This window comes from Tamlana carrageenivorans, from assembly GCF_002893765.1.
GTDB lineage: Bacteria > Bacteroidota > Bacteroidia > Flavobacteriales > Flavobacteriaceae > Pseudotamlana > Pseudotamlana carrageenivorans.
On record NZ_CP025938.1, the window covers coordinates 3,973,160 to 3,994,577 of the forward strand.

Below are 21,418 nucleotides of genomic sequence, written 5' to 3' on the forward strand. Positions count from 1 at the left end.
TTCTTCCCACAGAAAAAAATGTTACTTTTAGACAAACTATTGGCGTGTCTAAACCTAAAAAAACATCCATTCAAGAAAATGAAGGGGTTTCAATTTCTGAAATCACAAACCCCGAGGCCATAGAGCGCTTTAAATCCAGACGCAACAAAACCATTGATGTTGATGATTTAATTTCGAGTCTTCTTAACAAAAACATATCAGCCCTTAGTCGTGCCATTACCATCGTTGAAAGCGAACATCCAAAACATACAGCTCAGGCAAGTGCCATTACAAAAGCCTGTTTGCCCAAGGCTAATAAATCGATCCGAATTGGTATTACTGGCGTTCCTGGCGTAGGGAAAAGCACGTTTATTGAAGCTTTTGGCCATCACTTAAGTCGGCAGGGTAAACGCATTGCTGTACTCGCCATAGACCCCAGTAGCAGCATTACTAAAGGCAGTATTTTAGGAGATAAAACCCGCATGGAGGATTTAGTAAAAAATAAAAATGTTTTTATTAGACCGTCTGCTTCGGGCAACTCATTAGGTGGTGTAGCAAGAAAAACCCGGGAGTCTATTGTTTTGTGTGAAGCCGCTGGTTTTGATGTGGTAATTATTGAAACCGTAGGAGTGGGACAAAGTGAAACTACCGTGCATAGTATGGTCGATTTCTTTTTATTACTGAAACTTCCAGGGGCTGGTGATGAGCTGCAAGGCATAAAACGAGGCATCATTGAAATGGCCGATGCCATAGCCATTAATAAGGCCGATGGTGACAACCTCAAAAAAGCTAAAGTAGCGCAAACCGATTTTAAAAATGCGCTACACCTCTACCCCAATAATAAATCGGAATGGCAACCCCAAGTTAGTCTTTGTAGTGCTTTGAATAAAGTAGGTATTGATGCGATTTGGCAGCAGGTTTTAGACTATGTTCAAATCACTTCAGCTAACCATTACTTCAATGAAAAGCGCCATGAACAAAATAAGTATTGGCTCATTCAAACGATTGAATCTCAATTAAAAGCAGATTTCTTCAATAAACCAGAAATAAAAGCGGCTTTGAAAGAACAGTTGCAACTTCTCGACCTTAATAAAACAACGCCTTTTGCAGCTGCAGAATATCTTTTGAAACTAAAGCATTAATCTCTAGCATAGCGCTTAAGCAAAAACTGTGCTATGACATAAAACAAAGTACCTCCAAAACCCCCAAAGGTTAATCCGCATAACAAGTCTAAAGGATAATGCACGCCAACATAAATTCTACTATAGGCTACAATAAAACTCCAAACTATTAGAATGCCTATCAAATATTTGTAATAAGGTTTTAACATTAACCCGGCAAAAATAGCGGCTGCCATAGAGTTTGAGGCATGGCCAGAGAAAAATCCATATTTACCACACCGAACGGCAATAAAACGCACCTGATCGGCAATACTAGGTTCTCTACAAGGACGCAAACGCTCAAAGCCACGTTTAAACACATTGGTTATTTGATCTGTAAAAGTGATCATTAAAGCAATAACAACAACGAGAATTAATAATGATTTTAAACCCAGTTTTTTATAAATCAAATACAATAAAATGGCATACAGCGGAATAAACGTAAGTTCGTCTGTAATGAGTAACCAGAGCTGATCCCAGGTTTCAGACCCTAAATTGTTTAGATATAAGAAAAGCTCGGTGTCGTACTTTAGTAATTCGTCAATCGTCATAAAATGTTATTCTTCGTATTTAGCGACTTCACTATCATAAAAATCGGTGGCCAATTTAATGGCTAACTCGGTTTCACTGGCCAATTCTTTTTGGTCTTCAACATCAAAATCTTCAAACCATTCCACTTCATCATTTTCAAGATTTATAATGAAACGCGGAAATTCGGTATGAATAACATAGATCGCATCAGGAAATTCGGTATTATCACCTAGAATAAATTTTGGAAGACTCATTTTTTATGATTTGTTGTTTGACAAAATTAACCTTTTCGTTAAATAATTAAACCTTATATACAATAAAATCGCAGCGGTGGTTAATCCGGCAAGAAGTCCGATCCAAATTCCAAAACTCCCATAAGCCTCTTCTTTACCTAAAAACCAACTTATAGGGAACCCTACCAACCAATAGGAAATAAAAGTTATTAGTGTTGGAATTTTCACATCCTGCAACCCACGTAAAGCCCCTAATACAAGCACTTGAATACTGTCGCTAATTTGAAATATGGCTGCTGCAATTAATAATTTGGAAGCAATACCAACCACCTCTTTATTATCGGCCAGGTTTTTAGCATCGTCAAAATCGACATATATTTTAGGCAGATACTCATGAAATACAGAGAAAAATAAAGCAAATAAAACGGCTAACAGCGTCCCCATTAGAAACAATGAAAAGGCAATGCGACGCAGTTCAAAATAAGCTTTTAATCCCTTTTGATTTCCAACTCGAATCATAGCCGCTACACTCAAACCGGTAGCCACCATAAAGGTCATCGAACTTAAGTTTAAAGCAATTTGATTGGCTGCCTGGGGGTTTTTCCCTAGTAATCCGCTTAACCAAATGGCTGCCGTAAAAATAGCTACTTCAAAAAACATTTGCATGGCACTAGGAGAACCTAGATGCAGCAGCTTTTTAATCATTAATTTATCTAGTACAAAAAACTTGATATTTGTAACAAAGGCTTTCGATTTTTCTTTTCCTTTAAGTAAGTACCAGATGTACCATACCATAAGAATTCGAGACACTAAAGTTCCGTAGGCCGCTCCAACAATTCCCAACTCCGGAAAGCCAAACTTTCCAAAAATTAAGACATAATTTAATACAATATTAACCACATTGCCCACTAAGGTCGCATACATGGGGTATCGTGTCATGGACATCCCATCGCTAAATTGTTTAAACCCTTGAAATATCACCAAGGGAATTAAAGACACGGCCACCAAATCCAAATATGGAATGGCTAGCTCGACCACCTCTACAGGTTGCTTCATGAAGTACATGAGGGGTTTAGCGAAATAAACGATAAAAAAAAGGATAACACCAATAACTGTACATAAAAACAAGCCATTTTTAAAGGCCGATTTCCCTTCTTTAAAATTGTTCGCGGCATCCGATTCTGCAACCACAGGCGTTATTGCTGTTGAAAATCCGATTCCCAAAGACATGGCAATAAACATAAAACTATTCCCTAAAGAAACGGCTGCTAATTCGGCTGTACCCAATTGCCCTACCATGATATTATCTACAAAACTCACAAAGGTATGACCAAGCATCCCCAACATCACTGGAGAGGCAAGTTGCCAATTATATTTAAACTCTTTGGTGTACTGCGATAAATTCATATTGCAAAAGTAGCCCTATTTTATGGTAAAAAAGTGGCCATAAAACAAAAAAATACCGAAGGCTTTCACCCTCGATATTTTCATCATCACCCTAAAAAGATTCTATTAAAATCTCCGAAATAAAAAATTAATCACGACTAACAATTAATGTTTTTGAAAAAGTTGTTTGATTTCCTACAATATGAATTAAATACACTCCAGAAGGAATATGACTAATATTTATTGTTCCGCTAGCTTCTAGCTTCCCTATAAATCTACCTGTGAAGTCATAAAGTGAAATTTTTTCGTAACCCTTTAGGTTTGTAATATTTAACACATCTGAGGCTGGGTTCGGGTAAAATCTAATCGCTTTATTCTGAACCTCATCCACTGATAATGATCCGCCGCAAGGCATACCTATTGCATAATCACTAGGTACTTTGATAAGTTCAATTTTATCTAAATTCCATTGCCACACATCAGATCCTGAAGCCGTTACTTTAAAAGTTTGGGTTCCGGCGTTAACCTGTAGAGGAGCACATGCGATATGTGTTCCTGGGGTTGTCCATGCACCAGTAGTTTCAAAAGTGTCGGTTGAAAAATCGATACCATTTATAGTTCCCGTAATTTCAGTATTACTTCCTGGAGTTGCATAATGGTAAGTCACTTGATAAAATCCTGATTCAGGAATATTAACCTGGTACTCTGCCCAATCTCCCGAGTTTCCGTAATCAATCCAATCGCCATTTACTCTAAACCCTAAGCCTGGACCTCCCCAAGAGCTATCATCTTCTGTACCGCTTGTAGAGGTTAAATCTTCAGCTTCAATAATTAAACTGCTGCTAGGATCAACAAAAGTAATGACACTTGCATCCTGTAAACCACCATCCACGGCCGTAGCAGTAATGGTAACTGTTCCACTTGTAATGGCTGTAACTAGTCCGTTAGCATCAACGGTAGCGATATTAGCATTAGAAGTCGTCCAATTAACGGTTTTATTACTAGCATCTGCTGGTAAAACCGTTGCAGATAATTGAATAGCATCCGACGTAACCGCATAAGCAGAACTTGGAGAAACCGTTATACTGCTTATCGTTGTAGGCTGATTAATCGTTATGTCATTATCACATGTCGCTATGATTGTGGTTCCATTTGTCAATTCCGCACGTAATTTATAGCCCGTACCTGGTGCTGGTGCATTGGCTAAGGTGAAAGACACTGGAACCGTTTCTAAGCCTTGAGCATTTAAATTTATGGTGTTACTCGCTAAAACATCGGCACCTTTAACTAATGCTATATATAACTCACGAGCTCCATCGATATTAACGTTTGCCGTAAAGTCGATATTAGTAGTGGCATCAAAATTAGTTGGTAACGCATCACAGAAAATGGTTTCTTGTCCTGCAATACCAACGGTAACAACAATGTCATCTTTAATAGTAGTTCCTTTTACAGTCGCTGTAATTGTTGCTGTTTCACCTACTTTTTTACCAATAATGGTTCCGTTAGAAACAATTTCCACAACACTATCATCGGAAGTTGTCCACTCCACTTCTGGTGCCACGGTAGGTGTCGGTGTAAATTCTATATTCAAATCGGTATTTGTATAATGCGCTACGGTTAGGGCATCACCTTCAATTATAGACATAGCTGTTACCGATGAAGCTTGATAAGGCATAGCATTAATAGTGATGGTAGCCGCAATCGAGTTATCAGCCGTACTTGTAGCAGTAATTACTGTGCTTCCTGAATCGGCAACTGCTGTTACCACGCCATTTTCATCTACAGTAGCCACAGCTTCGTTAGAAGAGGTCCAAGTTAAACCTTTATCTGAAGCATCTTCAGGCGTAAAAATTGGTGCTAACCCTAAAGTTTCTCCATTCATAACATCTTCAGTAGCTGAATTAAAAGCAAGCCCAGTAATCGTAGATCCGCCATTTGTTCTACCCGGATCGGTAGTCATATCGAAAACCTGAATCATTAAAGTTGTAAACTCAGCCGCTTGATATCTTTCAAAAGTTACCGTGTTATTGCCATCTTGTAGATACTCAATTGGACATTCTAATTCTAAAACACCAAACCAAGCCCCTTTAAAGTTTCCTAATCCATATCCACGTGTATTGGCAATAAAATTATCGGCTTGTACAATAACGTCATTTCCGTTTACGGTAAGTTTTTTAATTTTCATACCAGGATTTCCATCGTTAGGATTTGGAAAAAATCCTCCAACTCTAATAATGGCTTCCCCATGTGTTGGTTTTACTACACCAGAAACCGTTGCTGTTATACTTGGGGTAGACGCTGTATGACACAATTGTGTACCACGATCGTTTTTCGCATTTCCAGCTAATGGCGCACTCATGTACTTTGTTTCTTCCGATTCTTGATCGATAACCACATTATTTGTAAAGGTATAATCTAAAACTATAGTAGAGTTTGGTTTTAGTGTCACTTGAGCCGGTGCGGCAGTCATATTGGCAACCGTATATTGCGTGTAACCCGCATCACCTTTGAAAATATGACGTAGCTCTACGTTTTCAATGTTATTACCCGCTAAACCAAACGTGTTTAAGTTTATCGATTTATTATCATCTATGGCGTTATTTAAAATCACATAAACGTGTTTGCCATTTACATAGGCATCTACCTGTACATCAATATCACTCGCTTTAGTATCAATACGTGTACCTTCAACATCTTTCCATAATTCAAAAAAGTGAATAATACCACTCCATTCCCAACCACCAGTAGGTTCGTTCATGGTCCAAGTACTAGGGTCTCCCGTCCAAGATCCTTTAGGCTCCATAAGTGTTGCTCCGTCATAACGTACCACATTATTACCTTCAAAAAAAGCGCCCCAAGTTGCTTTTACAGGCGCAAAAGGCATGCTATAAACCACATGCGAAGGACGCTCTAAAAATTGCATCATCATTTGGTTAAAAGGTTTAATGTATAGCCAGTCGCGTTTTCCATCGCGCCACGCTGGTTTGTTTATCATTCCTGAGTTAACAGTACCAAATTCAGACATGACGATATCCTTTTTTTGTCCAAATAATTCATTATCATACCATTCAAATAAATCTAACATAGCCTCTACATGACCTCCAGAACGTGTATTGGCTTTGTCTCTTTGTGGATCTTCCTGCGGCCAATCATATAAGTGTACACCGTAAAAATCCATATCGGCACCTGTATAATCAATAAAGCCTTGGTACATATAATCCCATTGCCACCAATCTTTAGTTCTGTTTTCCCAAGCTTTTGGCCAAACGGCTTTACCTACTCCAGGGTTAGGAATGCCGCTTCCTATACCCGATAGCATGTTGTCGTACAATAAATTAGCCTCTGCACTAGAATTATCGTACCAAAATTGACCATCGGTTCTACTTGGAATACCATCTTGTTTGTAAAAATCGAGTTGCCCTAAACACATACCTCCAATTTTAGGAGCGTTAGCACCTAATTTTGCACGGACTTCCTGAGCGACAAGTTTGTGATATTCCCAGTTTTTCTCCATACTGGAAACAATCATACCAAATGATGGATTCATGTAATTCATATCGGGCTCATTATAAATTTCCCAATAGGTTGGCATTTCTTCACCAATTTGTCCAGGAGTTTCGGCATAATAATTTGCCAAATATTTAGCTACCCAGTCTGCCGCTGCATCGGTATCTTTTACAAACCAGCCGCCTGCACCTTTACCAAAACCGGGATGCCATGATAAATTAGGATACATAGGTGTGTGGTCGTTAACCCCCATAATCATATGAGATTTACCTTCGTATTGATGACGATTGGCAAAGTCTTCAGATTCGTACCATTTTTTTAAACCATTTCCATGTACAGCCATCTGCTCTTCATTCGCCCAACCAGGTTTATTGGGGTCTTCTTCCACATAGTGCATTTTCCAGGTTGCAGAACCTGTTTCGCGACCAAAGTAAACGTCTAGGTCGTTAATTAAGTAGTTTAGTTTGTCTTCATGACCTGTCCAGTCACCTTCGGGTAAGGAAGAGTGAATCGTCATACGTCGTTCACGTCCGAATCGCGATTCTCCATCAACGGAGTGTTTCATGTTAAGATTGACATCGACATCAACCTGTGCAAATAGGCTCATTCCAATTAAGGTAAAAGTTGAGGCTAGTGCACTTTTTCTAGTAAAAAGTTGCATAAATAGTTCTGAGTTTTAGTTTTAGTTATTGTTGGTTTTATTATCGAATACAAAAATTAACACACATTTAATTAGCAATTCATTAGCATTACATATGTATTTTTAAAATATTCGTAATTGGATAGTTGCAATATATAAACACAGTTACTTGAAGAAACAAAACTGCACTAAAAACCAACTAGACATAAACTAAACAAGCACATAAACCACCTAAAATCAACAACTTACAAGCTGTTCAACTATAGTTAAACTATGATAATTGAGTAAAAATCTAGAAAAAAGGGTGTAAAAACTGTATCGTACAGGAAAAACAAAATCCTAATTTGAAAGAAAAAACACCTAAAAAGTAATTCTCATGACATATTACATAACATTTTCAGGACTACATTTAGGGATTATATCAAAGAAAATGAGCATATTAGGCAACCAAAATAGAAGTTGTTATAACAAACTTCGCAAAGTATTTCATTCCACTTAAAAATTATGAAAATGGCAACGGTATTCCATTTAGGAAGCTAAATTAATTTTGATTAAAAAAGATTAGGCAGTTCCTTTTTTGCCAATTCATATTCGGCTATAATGTTAGCGACTATTTCAGAAACAGGCTTGACATCATGAATAAGTCCAGAAATTTGTCCGATTTCCAATTCGCCCTCCACTAAATCACCTTCAAACATGCCTTTTTTAGCACGCCCCCTTCCGAGTAAGGCTTTCAAATCATCAACAGATGGAGACAATTTATATAAATCTTGAACCTGATTATAAAATTGATTTTTAATGAGTCTCACGGGAGCCAGTTCTTTAAGGGTTAATTGTGTATCGCCTTCCTTGGCATCAACTACCGCTTGTTTAAAGGCTTTATGGGCTGAACTTTCTTCACTAGCCACAAAACGACTGCCGATTTGCACGCCATCGGCACCTAAAATCATGGTAGCCAACATGGCGCTTCCTGTAGCAATACCACCTGCAGCTATTAATGGAATGTTTAATTGTTCTTTAACCATAGGAATAAGGGTTAGCGTGGTGGTTTCATCCCTTCCGTTGTGGCCCCCAGCTTCAAAACCTTCTGCAACAACAGCATCAACACCGGCTTCTTGAGCTTTAAGTGCAAATTTTACGCTACTAACTACATGTACCACGGTAATGCCACGTTCTTGTAACCAGGCGGTCCATGTTTTAGGATTACCAGCCGAGGTAAAAACAATTTTCACACCTTCATCAACAATAATATTCATAATTTCTTGAATATTCGGATATAGCATCGGTACGTTGACACCAAAAGGTTTGTTAGTCGCTTTTTTACATTTCTGAATGTGCTCGCGTAGCACTTCTGGATACATAGACCCCGCCCCAAGCAGACCTAAAATGCCAGAATTACTAGCCGCTGAAGCTAAGCGCCAGCCGCTATTCCATACCATTCCTGCTTGAACGATTGGATATTTTATATTGAATAATTGTGTAATCCGATTGGTCATATTTTTTAACTTAAGCAATAACACCAGAACCTACAAGTTCATCCTCTAAATACCAAGCCACAAATTGCCCTTCGGTAATGGCCGACTGAAAGTTTTCAAAAGATACGTATAGCCCAGTATCCACTTTATGAAGTGTTGCGTTTTCAAGCGCTTGTCGGTAACGGATTCTGGCTTTAACTGCAAGCGTCTCGCCTGTTTGTAAAGCCAAATCTTCACGCACCCAATGCAATTCATCGTTGCTAACAAACAATGCTTTTTTATACAGGCCTGGATGTTCCTTCCCTTGCCCGGTATAAATCACATTTTCTTCAACATCGGTATCAATAACAAAAAGCGGTTCTACTGTACCACCTACGCCCAATCCTTTGCGCTGCCCTTTTGTAAAATAATGAGCCCCTTGATGTTTACCTACAATTTTACCTAGGTCTTTTTTATATTCGATTTTACGGGATAAGAAGGCTAATTTTTCCTCTTCAGAATTAAAATCTGGTGTATTAACCTGATATAAACTTTGATCACTCGAAATTTCAACTATGACACCTTCTTTAGGTTTAAGTTGTTGCTGAAGGAAATCTGGAAGCTTTACTTTTCCAATAAAACAAAGACCTTGAGAATCTTTTTTATCGGCAGTAACCAGGTCTAACTTTGTTGCAATTTCACGCACCTGAGGCTTAGTTAATTCGCCTATGGGGAAAAGTGATTTCGCTAATTGTTCTTGGGAGAGCTGACATAAAAAGTAAGACTGATCTTTATTCCCATCCACTCCTGCTAATAATTGGTAAATATCCTTACCTTCTTTATGAATGGTTCCCTTTCTACAATAATGCCCTGTAGCCACATAATCAGCTCCTAGATCGAGGGCTATTTTCATAAAAACATCAAACTTAATTTCACGGTTACAAAGCACATCGGGATTTGGTGTACGACCTCTTTCATATTCATGAAACATATAGTCTACAATGCGCTCTTTATATTGTTCGCTTAAATCGACCGTTTGAAACGGAATACCCAATTTTTCAGCAACTAACATCGCATCATTGCTATCATCTAACCAAGGACATTCATTAGAAATGGTTACCGAATCGTCGTGCCAGTTTTTCATAAACAAACCAATAACCTCATAACCTTGCTCCTTTAATAAGTAAGCAGCAACGCTAGAATCTACACCTCCTGAAAGTCCAATAATAACTCGTTTCATTCTTAGAAAAAATTAGGGCACAAAGATACATATAATTAAAAGATGTTTTTTACTTAGACTTTACACCAAACATAACAAACACCGATTATTTTTAACGTTTTAACAAAAAAATTATAAAAAATTTTGTGAATTCATATATTTATTAATATATTTATAGGAAATCAGTAAGAAAAATCAAAGCACCTCAAATGAAATTAATTCATTTTAGGTAGGAAAATAAAACGTTTTTCATTACATTTAGAATACCGATTTGAATTATACGTTCTAATTACAAAAATGAAACACAAAAAACGCTCCTAAAAATTAAGGAAGCGTTTATAAAAATATCTCAATAGATAAGAAACACCTTCTATTTAAAAAGAAAAGTTAGTTTAGTTAGTTTTGGTTTGTTAGTTTGTAGACAATATTTCATTCTTTCCTTCCTGCAATAGTTGTCTATAAAAAAAGAGCTCCTTAAAAGTCTAAGGAGTTTTTTTTGTGCGTTTAGGTACATAGGAAAAATTCTTTTCATCAGTTAATTTTCCATTTCTATAGAATTTCCAAATACCTTCTTTTTTTCCTCTTTTAAAAACACCTTCCGATACCAATTGGCCTTTAGTATCATACGATTTATACGGTCCATGGAACTCACCATTTTCATAATGACTTTCAGATAGGACAACACCCTTTTCTGTATACGAATAGGCCTTACCTTCTAATTTCCCATTAACATAATTCTTTCTTTCAGCAACTTTACCATTAGGGAAATACACCAAACGCTCGCCAACTAATTCCCCAGTACTATCATAAGTTTCTAAGGTTAGTATTTTATCAGAATGTTTTTGATAGTATTTCCAAGTTCCAATATGCGCCTTACCGTTCATTTGACCTTCACTAATCACTTTGCCGTTTGAAGTCAAAAACTTAACATCGGCAATACCCGTTTTTTCATCAAACAATTTAGTAGCACTTAAAATCGCTTTGTTTTTATAATTCGTGTAAAATTTAAATAAACCGGTCTCTTTCCCATGATTAAATGCGCCTTCATATCTTACTATGTTGGTATTGTCAAAATTCTTTTTCCAAATGCCATGACGCTTACCATTGGCATCGAACTGATTAATGTCTTGCGACCACATAAAACTGCTCACGAAAAACACGAAGCATACACTAAATATCTTTTTCATTTTTATCTTTTTTATCGCTTTCTCGGAATTACAATTGTAAATATTTCAACTCTTGTATTATTCAATTAACACATATCTAAAACGTGGTATTGCTAACTTTCTTGTACAAAAAAGGCTTTCTATAAAGTTGTATATTTCCAGAAATCAAACTTAGCTTATCATATTTTCAAAGGATAAAAATCCAACTGAGTACATATGATCTGCCTAATAGAATCGGAACAACCTTTAGAGAGCCTCTTTAAGTTATTGATATATTATTTACGCTTTTGCTGCGCCTTTTGTTGTTGCTCAGCTTGCTCCATCATTTCCGCCATTTTCTTTTGGAAACGATTTTGTTTTTTAGGTTTCTTTTTATTCTCCTGAATTTGAGCATGAATTTTATCTTCATCCAAAATAAAGTTCTTAATCACTAAAATGATTCCGATACTAATTAAGTTTGAAATAAAGTAATATAAACTTAAACCAGAAGCATAGTTATTAAAGAAAAACAACATCATTATAGGTGAGAAATACATCATGTATTTCATCATTTTAGCCATATCAGGCATGCCTTCTTGTTGTGGCTGTGATTGCATATTTTGTCCTGTTGTTAATCGCATATAGAAGAAAATAGCAATAGAAGCTAAAATTGGAAATAAACTTACGTGGCTTCCATAAAACGGAATGTTAAACGGTAACTCTGCAATAGTATCATACGATGATAAATCGTCTACCCAAAGAAATGGCTTTTGCCTTAAGTCGAATGCCGAAGGGAAAAACTGAAACAAAGCATAGAACACGGGCAATTGTACTAAAGCTGGTAAACAACCAGCCATCGGACTAGCGCCTGCTTTGGTTTGCAAAGCCATAGTTTCTTGCTGCGCCTTCATTTTGTTATTCTTGTGCTTTTCACGGATTTCATCCAATTCAGGTTTTAAAATCTTCATTTTGGCCTGAGACAAGAATTGTTTGTATTGCACAAAAGACAATAATATTTTCACCATAATGGTCATCACCACAATAGCAATTCCGTAAGGCATAAATCCGCCAAGGAAACTAAATAATGGCATGAAAATATAACGGTTTATCCAACCAAAGATTCCCCAACCAAAAGGTACAAGCTCATCAAGGTTTCTATCGTAAGCATTTAATATGTCAAAATCGTTCGGACCAAAATACCAATCCATTGATTCGTTAATCTCGCCACCTTGTAACGCTAAAGGCATTTTAGCAGCAAATGCTTTCGTATAAACGGTATCAATCGTTTCGTCGTCTACTAAGTTTTCCGAATTAATATTCGCCGTTTTGAAAGCTTTATCGGTTAACAATACTGAAGAAAAGAAATGCTGTTTAAAGCCTATCCAAGTAACATCATCTAAATCTTTATCGGCATCTCTGGCACCTGTATAGTTATCTTTTCCGCCTTCATATTCGTAATGAATATCGGTATATCTATTTTCATAAGAAATACTCTTGGCGTGACGGTACCCCTTAAGTTTCCAATCTAAATTAATCTGTGATCCACTATTGATAACATCTCCTAAGCCTTGAGATCGCACGGCGAAATCAATCATATAGTCACCCTCTTTAATCTCGTAACGGTATTCTAAAAATTTAGATTCCGACACCTTAAGTTTCATAGAAACGACAGTAACATCACCATTTTTAGTCACTTCTGGCACAAACGGTAAATCCTTAGTATTTAGAATTCGGCTATCTGTAGTTCCAAAATTAATATTGAATGAAGCGTTTTTATCTTGGATAAGATAAATAGGAATTGAATCGTAATTTACAAACTCTTTTAGTTGTACTTCAGACAGATATCCTCCTTTACTACTAAATTTAAGTTTAAACAAATCACTTTCAACGACAGTTTCATCGCCGTTAGATTGCATTGCAGAATAAGCAAAAGCACCTAATTTATTTTTTAATTCAACTTGCTTTAAAGAATCTATCCCGGAACCTGTATTGTAATCTGTTGCCGTTGTTGCTACGGTTTCTTGATCGGCATTTTCCTTTTGTTCGGCTGCAATTTGCTCTTGTTTAGCTTTTTCTTGTGCTTCAAGTTCTTCAGGTGTTGGCTGGTTTTGCCACAGCATGTAGGCTAAAATTCCGAAAATAAGTACAAATCCTATAATCGAATTAAGGTCTAATTTTTTTTCTTCCATATTTAAATTGCTGTCATTTTAGTGAATCAATCTTTTTTGAGAACGGTTTCGTTTTTGAAAATGACAAAGTATTTGTTTTAAACTCTTATTGGTTAAGCAATAAACTAACCAAATTTATTTTTTTGCCATACTGGCACTTTTTTTCCCTCTACTATTGGTTAATGCTGCTTTAACGAACGCCACAAATAATGGGTGCGGATTAGCAACCGTACTTTTATATTCTGGATGGTATTGCACACCAACAAACCAAGGGTGTTCTGGAATTTCAACAATTTCTACCAAGCCGGTATCTGGATTTAAACCCGTAGCAATCATACCCGCTGCTTCCATTTGATCTTTATAGTTGCCATTAAACTCATAGCGGTGTCTGTGACGTTCGCTTATTGTTTGAGTTTTGTAAATATCATGAACCACAGATCCTAATTTTAAGTCGCAAGCCCAAGCCCCTAAACGCATGGTACCACCCTTATCGGTAATGTTTTTTTGATCTTCCATAAGATCAATTACTGCATGTTTGGTGTTGGCATTCATTTCAGAAGATGCGGCATCTTTAATACCTAGTACATTTCTAGCAAATTCGATAACAGCCATTTGCATTCCTAAACATATTCCTAAAAATGGCACATTATTTTCTCGTACATATTGTACGGCATCAATTTTACCATCAATACCACGCTCACCAAATCCTGGAGCAACCAAAACGCCATCTAAGTGTCCTAGTTTTAATTTAGCATTGTCTTTATTAATATACTCTGAATGAACCGATTCTACATTCACTTTAACTTCATTCTCTGCACCAGCATGAATAAAGGCTTCTAAAATAGATTTATAAGAATCTTGTAACTCGACATATTTTCCAATTAATCCAATAGTAATTTCAGATTTCGGATTTTTATGACGGTGTACAAACTGGTTCCATCTATCAATATCTGGAACATCACTTTTAAGCGCTAATTTTTCAAGAACTACTTTATCCAAACCTTCTTCTAACATTAAGTTTGGCACATCGTAAATGGTAGAAGCATCAATAGATTGAATAACCGCATTCTCTTTGACATTACAGAATAAGGCCAATTTACGACGTAAGTCTTTTGGTAAATTGTGCTCTGTTCTACACACTAAAATATCGGCCTGTACCCCACTTTCCATTAAGGTTTTAACACTGTGTTGGGTTGGCTTAGTTTTTAATTCGCCAGCAGCCGATAAGAATGGCACTAACGTTAAATGAATAACGATACCGTTATCTTCACCTAGGTCCCAACGTAACTGACGAACAGCCTCGATGTATGGTAAGGATTCAATATCACCAACAGTACCTCCAATTTCAGTAATTACGATATCATAATCGCCAGAATTACCTAAAATTTGGATACGTTCTTTTATTTCATCTGTAATATGGGGAACAACCTGAACTGTTTTCCCTAAAAACTCGCCACGACGTTCTTTTTCAATGACACTTTGGTAGATTCTACCAGTGGTCACGTTGTTTGCTTGACTGGTATTACGATTTAAAAAACGCTCATAATGCCCTAAATCTAAGTCAGTTTCTGCGCCATCTTCGGTCACATAACATTCGCCATGTTCATACGGATTTAAAGTTCCAGGATCGACATTAATATAAGGATCTAATTTTTGAATGGTTACTCGGTAACCTTGAGCTTGTAATAATTTAGCAAGAGATGCTGCTATAATTCCTTTACCTAAGGATGATGTAACTCCACCGGTTACAAAGATGTATTTCGTAGTACTTGTCATGTTGCGCTTTTAAACGCAGGCAAATTTACGAAATTTAAATAGTTATTTGAGCGCTAATAACAAACATTATTTAAACACCCCAATTATCAACTCAAAATACTACATATCAACAAATTGAAAACAAATAGCTCATCTTAATTATTTCCTCGCTTTTATAACAAAAAAACGCAGTGATTAATTTGCACTAAAATTCTTGCTAAAAAATAATAAGTCACAAACTAAAATGCTTTCAAATTTTGAAACTACAACTTTTTCGCTATAATAATGGTATACGTTTCTGAAGTTTTGTTGGAGGTGTTATATGGAAATTTTATGTCTTCTAAAACACGATATCCGATATCCTGTAATTTTGTTTCAATAGTTTTTAAGCGATGGTAGTAAAAAAATACTCTACCAGTATTTCCAGATTTAAATTTAGAATCATCAAGTTTCCTTCTACAAAACTTAAATATAAAACTCCTTAGTTATGCAATAAGGTGCTTGTATTAGAAATTAGTACCTGCATTCTTCTTCGGAAAGATATGGCAAACAAAAACCACAAATAATACCGTGATATTTATGTGTTAATTCGCCAATTAAACGAATATCCATGGTTATAAATTGGGCCATAGGATTGTTCTTTTCTGCCAAAGCAATCATATTAGGAGCAATATCGACACCTAAAACCTCGTAAGTAGGGTGTTTTTTTAAAAGGTACTGCGTTATATTTCCAGGGCCACAACCAACATCCATAATTTTTGCTCTCGGGCTAGAAATACGTGTGCAAAAATAATCGTAGGAAGCATTATAGAGTTCTTCTTTCATAAACTTAGCTTCATACAATTGGGCCATTTTATCCCATGTAGCAAAAGTTTCGCTGTTCCCTTTCATTATTGTTTTTTCTTTTTTTCTTCAATAAAATAGGTGTAAAACCACATGATGGTAAAGGTTGGCATAATATCTGTCCCGGGTAAAACTTCCTCAACAAAAGCCACGACACCAGCTATTTTTCCAACTTTTCCTTTGTACATTTTAGTCATTATCCACCCAGAAATTGGCGCCCAAACGATATCTGATAACTCCCCTAGTCCTGGAAAAAAATAGGATAAGCAACCTATAGCATCACAAATAATGCTTAAAACTAATTTTTTGTATTTATTCATTGTAGGATTTTAGGTAAAACTCTTTCAAAAAACACAGCAAATTTATTTTCCAATCAGTTTTAAAAACTCATTTCTGGTTTCAATTTTTTGAAACTGCCCCCGAAACCCAGAAGTTGTCGTTACCGAATTTTGTTTCTGTACCCCACGCATCATCATACACATATGAGAGGCTTCAATAACTACAGCGACGCCTTGAGGTTTTAAGGTATCATTAATACAATCCAAAATTTGCTTAGTTAAACGTTCTTGAACTTGTAAACGTCTAGCAAAAACATCAACAACGCGAGGCAATTTACTTAAACCAACAATATGTCCGTTTGGTATATACGCAATATGGGCTTTTCCAAAAAAGGGTAATATATGATGCTCGCAAAGCGAATATAACTCGATATCTTTAACAATAACCATTTCGTTATAGGACTCTTCAAACATCGCTCCTTTTAAAATTTCAACAGGATCTTGATCGTAGCCTTGAGTTAAAAACTGCATGGCTTTTGCCGCGCGTTCGGGAGTTTTCACTAAACCTTCACGCTGGGTATCTTCCCCTAAATCTTCTATAATATGTTTATATTGATTGGTAATTCCATCGGTGGTTTCATCACTATATTCTTCAAAACTTTTATATGGCATAAAATGTTTGTTAATTGTTAAGCTTTATTTTTAATTGAACATGTAAACCATGGACTTACCTAGAAAATATCCAACCAGGCAAATCGTAGAAAGTACAATAATAATAGTCAACATTTGCTTCATTGATCTATTTGTATCTTTTCTTAAGGCAATAATTCCAAGAATTACTATTATTCCATTAAAAATAGGTAAAAAAATTTCCATATTTAGATTTTTATATTTTTCCTTATTGTTTAATTATCGAACTTCGAGTGCTAGAATAGCTATTCAATAAAAATATAATTAAAAGTAGATATAACAAAAAAAGAAACTTAATTGTTCATAACGCTTTAAAGTAGTAAATTCACCCCTGTTATTTACTATAGATGATTCAAGCAAAAAACATTCATAAATTTTACGGCGATTTACAAGTTTTAAAAGGTGTCGATATTCATATTAAAAAAGGGGAAGTCGTTTCTATTGTAGGGGCTTCTGGGGCAGGAAAAACGACTTTATTACAAATTCTAGGGACTTTAGACAAAGCTTCGTCCAGAACACCCTATCAATTGATAATTAATAAGAAGAAAATTAATAACCTAAAAGATAAAGCCTTAGCTAAATTTAGAAATGAACACATCGGATTTATTTTTCAGTTTCATCAATTACTTCCAGAATTTACAGCTTTAGAAAACGTATGCTTACCAGCGTTTATAAAAGGCACGAATAAAGCTGAAGCTGAAAAACGCGGTAAAGAGTTGCTCGATTTCTTAGGATTATCGCACCGCTACGACCATAAACCTAACGAACTTTCGGGAGGTGAACAACAACGCGTTGCCGTAGCTCGAGCTTTAATTAATAGTCCAGCTTTAATTTTTGCCGATGAGCCTTCTGGGAACTTAGATAGTGAATCGGCCGAAAATCTTCATAATTTGTTTTTTAAATTGCGTGATGAATTTGGTCAAACCTTTGTTATTGTAACACATAATGAAGATTTAGCCAATATGGCCGACAGAAAATTAACCATGGTTGATGGTAAAATAATTTCTTAGATTTTTCTTTTTTAAAGAAGCGCTTCCATATCACCCCCTTCCATAATTATGTTGTAGTTCATTTTTTCCATTGATGAAAAAACGAACCAAAAAAATCTAGGCTTACGAACCTTTATATAAATTTTCTATAGGCCATAAAACCGTTTTGACTAAGAAGCCTAAAACCAAAATTAAACTTGAATTTCCACCAAATATAAACACTAGGCTTTTTTCTTAAAAACCATTTTGGATACTAAGGCTGAAACACCTATAATCGGCCCAATAGCCAGTATAACGAAAAGATAATTTAAGGGCACAAAAGCCATCAAATAATTAAAAAGCATAATACTTATTATGGTCAGGCTATAGCCCAAACAATTCACAATGGTAAGCGCTGTACCTTTAAACTCAGGGCTTACAGTATTGGCTACCAAAGTTGAAAATAATGGCGAATCGGCAATAACCACCATACCCCAAAATACGGCAAAGGTTACAAAAACAACTTCCGACTTTATTTCAAAAAACATAGGCGATACCAAACAGCAAATTCCAGAAAGTACTAATGCTGTGGTAGCAACATTTAAGGTTTTAAATTTTTGGGATAAATATCCAGCTATCACACAAGCCATTCCGCCTAGAGCGATAATACTAAAACTTAATAATGGGATATTAAAACTTGTACCTGGATGCATTTTAACATAAGTGGTAAGCAGCAAAGGTATAAACGCCCAAAAAGCATAAAGCTCCCACATGTGTCCGAAATACCCAAAAGCTGCCGAACGGAAATCGGGCCTTTTAAATATTTTAAATATTGCAGATAGGTCTATCGCTTTCGCGGATTTTCTAAAAGGTCCATCTGGAACAAAAACTAAAATTAAAACCCCGCCTAAAACCGCAATAACCGATGTAATATACACCACATACTCCCACGAAATAAGTCCACTGAAGCCTTTTAATAAATGAGGAAAAGCCGTTCCCAATACTAGAGCGCCCACTAGAAACCCTAAGGATTTACCCAGACCTTTTTGGTAATAATCGGCGGCTATTTTCATGCCCACTGGATAAATTCCAGCCAAAAAGAAGCCCGTTAAAAAACGTAACAACATTAAACTGTAAATAGTCTGGTTAGGAAACACCACCAATGCATTAAAAAAAGCACCAGATAGAGCACAGACGAAAAACACTTTTGAAGGCGAAAAACGATCGGTAATTGTAAAAAAGCAAACAAAAAAGTGCCCATGATAAAACCAAATTGAACCGCAGAAGTTAATAAACCTAAAGCTGATTGTTCTAATTTAAATGTAAAGATTAAGTCGGTAATAACACCATTTCCCGCAAACCACAAAGAGGTGCAGCAAAATTGAGAAAAGACGATAATGGGTAAAATGCGCTTTGAAAGATCCAAATTCATTAAAAATATAAGTCACGAATTTAGGGTTTATTATTAAATAAATAATTTTTTAAAAATTACAATATATTATAACACTAAAAATAAACCCCTTACAGCGATATAGAACCAACAAAACTCTAGCAGTCATACAGGAAAGATTATAAAAAAAGAAACCCCAAAGCCAGAGCTTCGGGGAATTTTATGAGATTAAAACTTAATCGTAAGGAATTATTGTTCTAAAGGATATGTAACCCCAAAAATTGTTATGGTTTTTTCAGCATAGTCTAAAATAACATTTTTAAACACACCAACATCAACTCTTAAAACACCTGCTTTTACTGCTCTAGGCAATAATACAAAATGTAACGTCTCTTCAACCGTTAGTTTATATGCAATGCCATTTGAACTTTCTCCAGACTGGGTACCTTCTAACAGGTATTGGTCATCCCAAATATTTAATGGCGTATCTGCTCCAGAAATCCATGTTCTAAAAGAATCCTCACTATATAAAATAGCTGCACCGTTATCATCAGTAATTTTACCGTTTTCAATGGTAACACTATACTTTAAATTTCCATCTTCATCTTCTCCTAAATTTTCAACAACTTGAGTCCCTTCCACTTTGTAGGCGTTGTGATAAAACCCATCAAAAGTAGCCGTATGCGTGGTTCCTTCTTCACCGTACCAGCCCGTTGAAACAATAGTCACAATACCTTTTCTAGTAATACCATCTCGACCTAAAGTACCATCTTTAAAATCAACAGTAATCGTTTTAGGAAATGTGGTTAAATCCATAGGTGTCACTGTAATTTCAGGGCTATTTTTAGTACCTTCTAGTTTTGCTGATGAAGATCCTTCTGCTTGCAAAATGGCATCACCATTATTATTTCCAATATCTTGGAATATCTGATTAACCAAAGCATATTCCTGAATCGCTTCAATAGTTGCTGTAGGTTCTACAGCTTCAGTAACGGTATCTTTAGCATCATCGCATGCTATAAATAAAAGTGCTAAAACTGGAATGATTAATTTTTTCATAATGTATTTGTTTACGTTATTCGTTTCAAAAATAACGCTATTTGATGGAATTTTAGTTCAAAACCAAGGGTGAAATATGACATTTTACACAAAACAAAGCATTTTGTCGATAATTTCACTCTTTTTATCCATGATTTTAATAATCATCTAGATTTAAAACCTCAAACTGTTAACTTAATAATTGGTATTTTAGAAACCGCAAAATGACATCAATCTTGAAAACCACAGAATTAAAAGAGTTTCTAGACAGCAAAGTATTGGAATACAACAACCCTAAGTTTATAGACAGTGACCCCATACAGATACCGCATCGATTTTCATTAAAAGAGGATATTGAAATAGCTTCTTTTTTAGCCGCTACGATCGCTTGGGGTAATCGGAAAATGATTATTAAAAACGCCGATAAAATCATGCAACTACTTGGTAATTCGCCATATGATTTTGTAATGAATCACCAGGCACAACATCTCGATGCCTTCGATGGTTTTGTACACCGTACATTTAACGCCGAAGACCTAAAATACTTTATTACCTCCCTAAAAAACATTTACTTAAATCATGGCGGTTTAGAAAATGTATTTATGAGTCATGCCTCAGAAAATAGCATGCAACCAGCCATTCACGCTTTTAAAACAATCTTTTTTTCTATTGAACATCCGCAACGCAGTCAAAAACATGTTGGCGACCCTAACAAAGGATCGGCAGCAAAACGCTTGAACATGATGTTGCGATGGCTTGTAAGAAACGACCAGGCTGGCGTCGACTTTGGTCTTTGGACTTCCATTCCCGCATCTAAATTATCTTGTCCGTTAGATGTGCATTCAGGAAATGTCGCTAGGAAATTAGGGCTTCTTAAGAGAAAACAAAACGACGCCAAAGCGTTAACTGAATTAGACACTGCTTTAAGAATACTAGACCCTAAAGACCCCGTAAAATATGACTTTGCGCTTTTTGGATTGGGTGTTTTTGAAGGGTTTTAAGCATGGTTTCACTACATTTGCCAACAAAAA

The 21,418-nt window shown here is 36.0% G+C and carries 17 protein-coding genes; 3 read left to right on the forward strand and 14 right to left on the reverse strand.

The window, feature by feature from the left end; translation table 11 throughout:
• Positions 1–44: 44 nt before the first annotated feature.
• Complete coding sequence (gene meaB, locus C1A40_RS17450) at positions 45–1,121, forward strand: methylmalonyl Co-A mutase-associated GTPase MeaB (RefSeq protein ID WP_102996992.1); 1,077 nt, start codon at positions 45–47, stop codon at positions 1,119–1,121.
• On the opposite strand, the gene C1A40_RS17455 is transcribed toward meaB, so the two are convergent.
• The 12 genes from C1A40_RS17455 to folE form a co-directional block, all read right to left on the reverse strand.
• Positions 1,118–1,690 carry a phosphatase PAP2 family protein gene (locus tag C1A40_RS17455; RefSeq protein ID WP_102996993.1) on the reverse strand — a complete coding sequence of 191 codons (573 nt, stop codon included), beginning with the start codon at positions 1,688–1,690 and terminating at the stop codon, positions 1,118–1,120. The two genes, meaB and C1A40_RS17455, sit on opposite strands and share 4 nt — an antisense overlap.
• Positions 1,691–1,696: 6 nt before the next feature.
• Complete coding sequence (locus C1A40_RS17460) at positions 1,697–1,924, reverse strand: hypothetical protein (protein WP_102996994.1); 228 nt, start codon at positions 1,922–1,924, stop codon at positions 1,697–1,699.
• Between the two features lie 3 nt (positions 1,925–1,927).
• The gene (locus C1A40_RS17465) at positions 1,928–3,310 is read right to left on the reverse strand and encodes an MATE family efflux transporter (protein ID WP_102996995.1); all 1,383 of its coding nucleotides are present in this window, start codon (positions 3,308–3,310) and stop codon (positions 1,928–1,930) included.
• A 127-nt stretch (positions 3,311–3,437) separates the two neighbouring features.
• Positions 3,438–7,460, reverse strand: coding sequence for an Ig-like domain-containing protein (locus C1A40_RS17470; protein WP_102996996.1), 4,023 nt, complete (start codon positions 7,458–7,460; stop codon positions 3,438–3,440).
• A 530-nt stretch (positions 7,461–7,990) separates the two neighbouring features.
• Positions 7,991–8,935: an NAD(P)H-dependent flavin oxidoreductase gene (locus C1A40_RS17475; protein WP_102997262.1), complete on the reverse strand. Its 945-nt coding sequence runs from the start codon at positions 8,933–8,935 to the stop codon at positions 7,991–7,993.
• 10 nt (positions 8,936–8,945) lie between these two features.
• On the reverse strand, positions 8,946–10,133 hold the full coding sequence (mnmA, locus tag C1A40_RS17480; RefSeq protein WP_102996997.1) for a tRNA 2-thiouridine(34) synthase MnmA: 1,188 nt from the start codon (positions 10,131–10,133) through the stop codon (positions 8,946–8,948).
• A 461-nt stretch (positions 10,134–10,594) separates the two neighbouring features.
• On the reverse strand, positions 10,595–11,299 hold the full coding sequence (locus C1A40_RS17485) for a toxin-antitoxin system YwqK family antitoxin (RefSeq protein ID WP_241910449.1): 705 nt from the start codon (positions 11,297–11,299) through the stop codon (positions 10,595–10,597).
• Positions 11,300–11,553: 254 nt separating this feature from the next.
• Complete coding sequence (gene yidC / locus C1A40_RS17490; RefSeq protein ID WP_102996999.1) at positions 11,554–13,446, reverse strand: membrane protein insertase YidC; 1,893 nt, start codon at positions 13,444–13,446, stop codon at positions 11,554–11,556.
• Positions 13,447–13,560: 114 nt separating this feature from the next.
• Positions 13,561–15,201: a CTP synthase gene (locus C1A40_RS17495; protein WP_102997000.1), complete on the reverse strand. Its 1,641-nt coding sequence runs from the start codon at positions 15,199–15,201 to the stop codon at positions 13,561–13,563.
• A gap of 492 nt (positions 15,202–15,693) precedes the next feature.
• A complete protein-coding gene (locus tag C1A40_RS17500; RefSeq protein ID WP_102997001.1) occupies positions 15,694–16,071 on the reverse strand; it encodes a class I SAM-dependent methyltransferase in 378 nt (125 codons plus the stop codon).
• Positions 16,071–16,343, reverse strand: a complete 273-nt coding sequence (locus C1A40_RS17505) for a hypothetical protein (protein WP_102997002.1) — start codon at positions 16,341–16,343, stop codon at positions 16,071–16,073. The genes C1A40_RS17500 and C1A40_RS17505 overlap by 1 nt, the downstream gene beginning before the upstream one ends.
• A gap of 42 nt (positions 16,344–16,385) precedes the next feature.
• Positions 16,386–16,973 carry a GTP cyclohydrolase I FolE gene (folE, locus tag C1A40_RS17510; protein WP_102997003.1) on the reverse strand — a complete coding sequence of 196 codons (588 nt, stop codon included), beginning with the start codon at positions 16,971–16,973 and terminating at the stop codon, positions 16,386–16,388.
• Between the two features lie 365 nt (positions 16,974–17,338).
• Here folE and C1A40_RS17515 point away from each other — a divergent pair, with 365 nt between their 5' ends.
• Complete coding sequence (locus tag C1A40_RS17515) at positions 17,339–18,001, forward strand: ABC transporter ATP-binding protein (protein ID WP_102997004.1); 663 nt, start codon at positions 17,339–17,341, stop codon at positions 17,999–18,001.
• Positions 18,002–18,201: 200 nt separating this feature from the next.
• Here the strand turns inward: C1A40_RS17515 and C1A40_RS17520 are convergent, their stop codons facing one another.
• Together C1A40_RS17520 and C1A40_RS17525 are read right to left on the reverse strand one after the other, a co-directional pair.
• The gene (locus C1A40_RS17520; protein ID WP_338418060.1) at positions 18,202–19,164 is read right to left on the reverse strand and encodes an MFS transporter; all 963 of its coding nucleotides are present in this window, start codon (positions 19,162–19,164) and stop codon (positions 18,202–18,204) included.
• Between the two features lie 434 nt (positions 19,165–19,598).
• Positions 19,599–20,408 carry a hypothetical protein gene (locus C1A40_RS17525; protein WP_102997005.1) on the reverse strand — a complete coding sequence of 270 codons (810 nt, stop codon included), beginning with the start codon at positions 20,406–20,408 and terminating at the stop codon, positions 19,599–19,601.
• Between the two features lie 215 nt (positions 20,409–20,623).
• Here C1A40_RS17525 and C1A40_RS17530 point away from each other — a divergent pair, with 215 nt between their 5' ends.
• Positions 20,624–21,388, forward strand: coding sequence for a TIGR02757 family protein (locus C1A40_RS17530; RefSeq protein ID WP_102997263.1), 765 nt, complete (start codon positions 20,624–20,626; stop codon positions 21,386–21,388).
• Positions 21,389–21,418: the final 30 nt, after the last annotated feature.

What these genes read in the sequence shown, in the direction of transcription:
- C1A40_RS17455 (WP_102996993.1), bottom strand. Translation starts at nt 1,690, where the DNA reads ATGACGATTGACGAATTACTAAAGTACGACACCGAGCTTTTCTTATAT.
- C1A40_RS17460 (WP_102996994.1), bottom strand. Translation starts at nt 1,924, where the DNA reads ATGAGTCTTCCAAAATTTATTCTAGGTGATAATACCGAATTTCCTGAT.
- C1A40_RS17465 (WP_102996995.1), bottom strand. Translation starts at nt 3,310, where the DNA reads ATGAATTTATCGCAGTACACCAAAGAGTTTAAATATAATTGGCAACTT.
- C1A40_RS17470 (WP_102996996.1), bottom strand. Translation starts at nt 7,460, where the DNA reads ATGCAACTTTTTACTAGAAAAAGTGCACTAGCCTCAACTTTTACCTTA.
- C1A40_RS17475 (WP_102997262.1), bottom strand. Translation starts at nt 8,935, where the DNA reads ATGACCAATCGGATTACACAATTATTCAATATAAAATATCCAATCGTT.
- mnmA (WP_102996997.1), bottom strand. Translation starts at nt 10,133, where the DNA reads ATGAAACGAGTTATTATTGGACTTTCAGGAGGTGTAGATTCTAGCGTT.
- C1A40_RS17485 (WP_241910449.1), bottom strand. Translation starts at nt 11,299, where the DNA reads ATGAAAAAGATATTTAGTGTATGCTTCGTGTTTTTCGTGAGCAGTTTT.
- yidC (WP_102996999.1), bottom strand. Translation starts at nt 13,446, where the DNA reads ATGGAAGAAAAAAAATTAGACCTTAATTCGATTATAGGATTTGTACTT.
- C1A40_RS17495 (WP_102997000.1), bottom strand. Translation starts at nt 15,201, where the DNA reads ATGACAAGTACTACGAAATACATCTTTGTAACCGGTGGAGTTACATCA.
- C1A40_RS17500 (WP_102997001.1), bottom strand. Translation starts at nt 16,071, where the DNA reads ATGAAAGGGAACAGCGAAACTTTTGCTACATGGGATAAAATGGCCCAA.
- C1A40_RS17505 (WP_102997002.1), bottom strand. Translation starts at nt 16,343, where the DNA reads ATGAATAAATACAAAAAATTAGTTTTAAGCATTATTTGTGATGCTATA.
- folE (WP_102997003.1), bottom strand. Translation starts at nt 16,973, where the DNA reads ATGCCATATAAAAGTTTTGAAGAATATAGTGATGAAACCACCGATGGA.
- C1A40_RS17515 (WP_102997004.1), top strand. Translation starts at nt 17,339, where the DNA reads ATGATTCAAGCAAAAAACATTCATAAATTTTACGGCGATTTACAAGTT.
- C1A40_RS17525 (WP_102997005.1), bottom strand. Translation starts at nt 20,408, where the DNA reads ATGAAAAAATTAATCATTCCAGTTTTAGCACTTTTATTTATAGCATGC.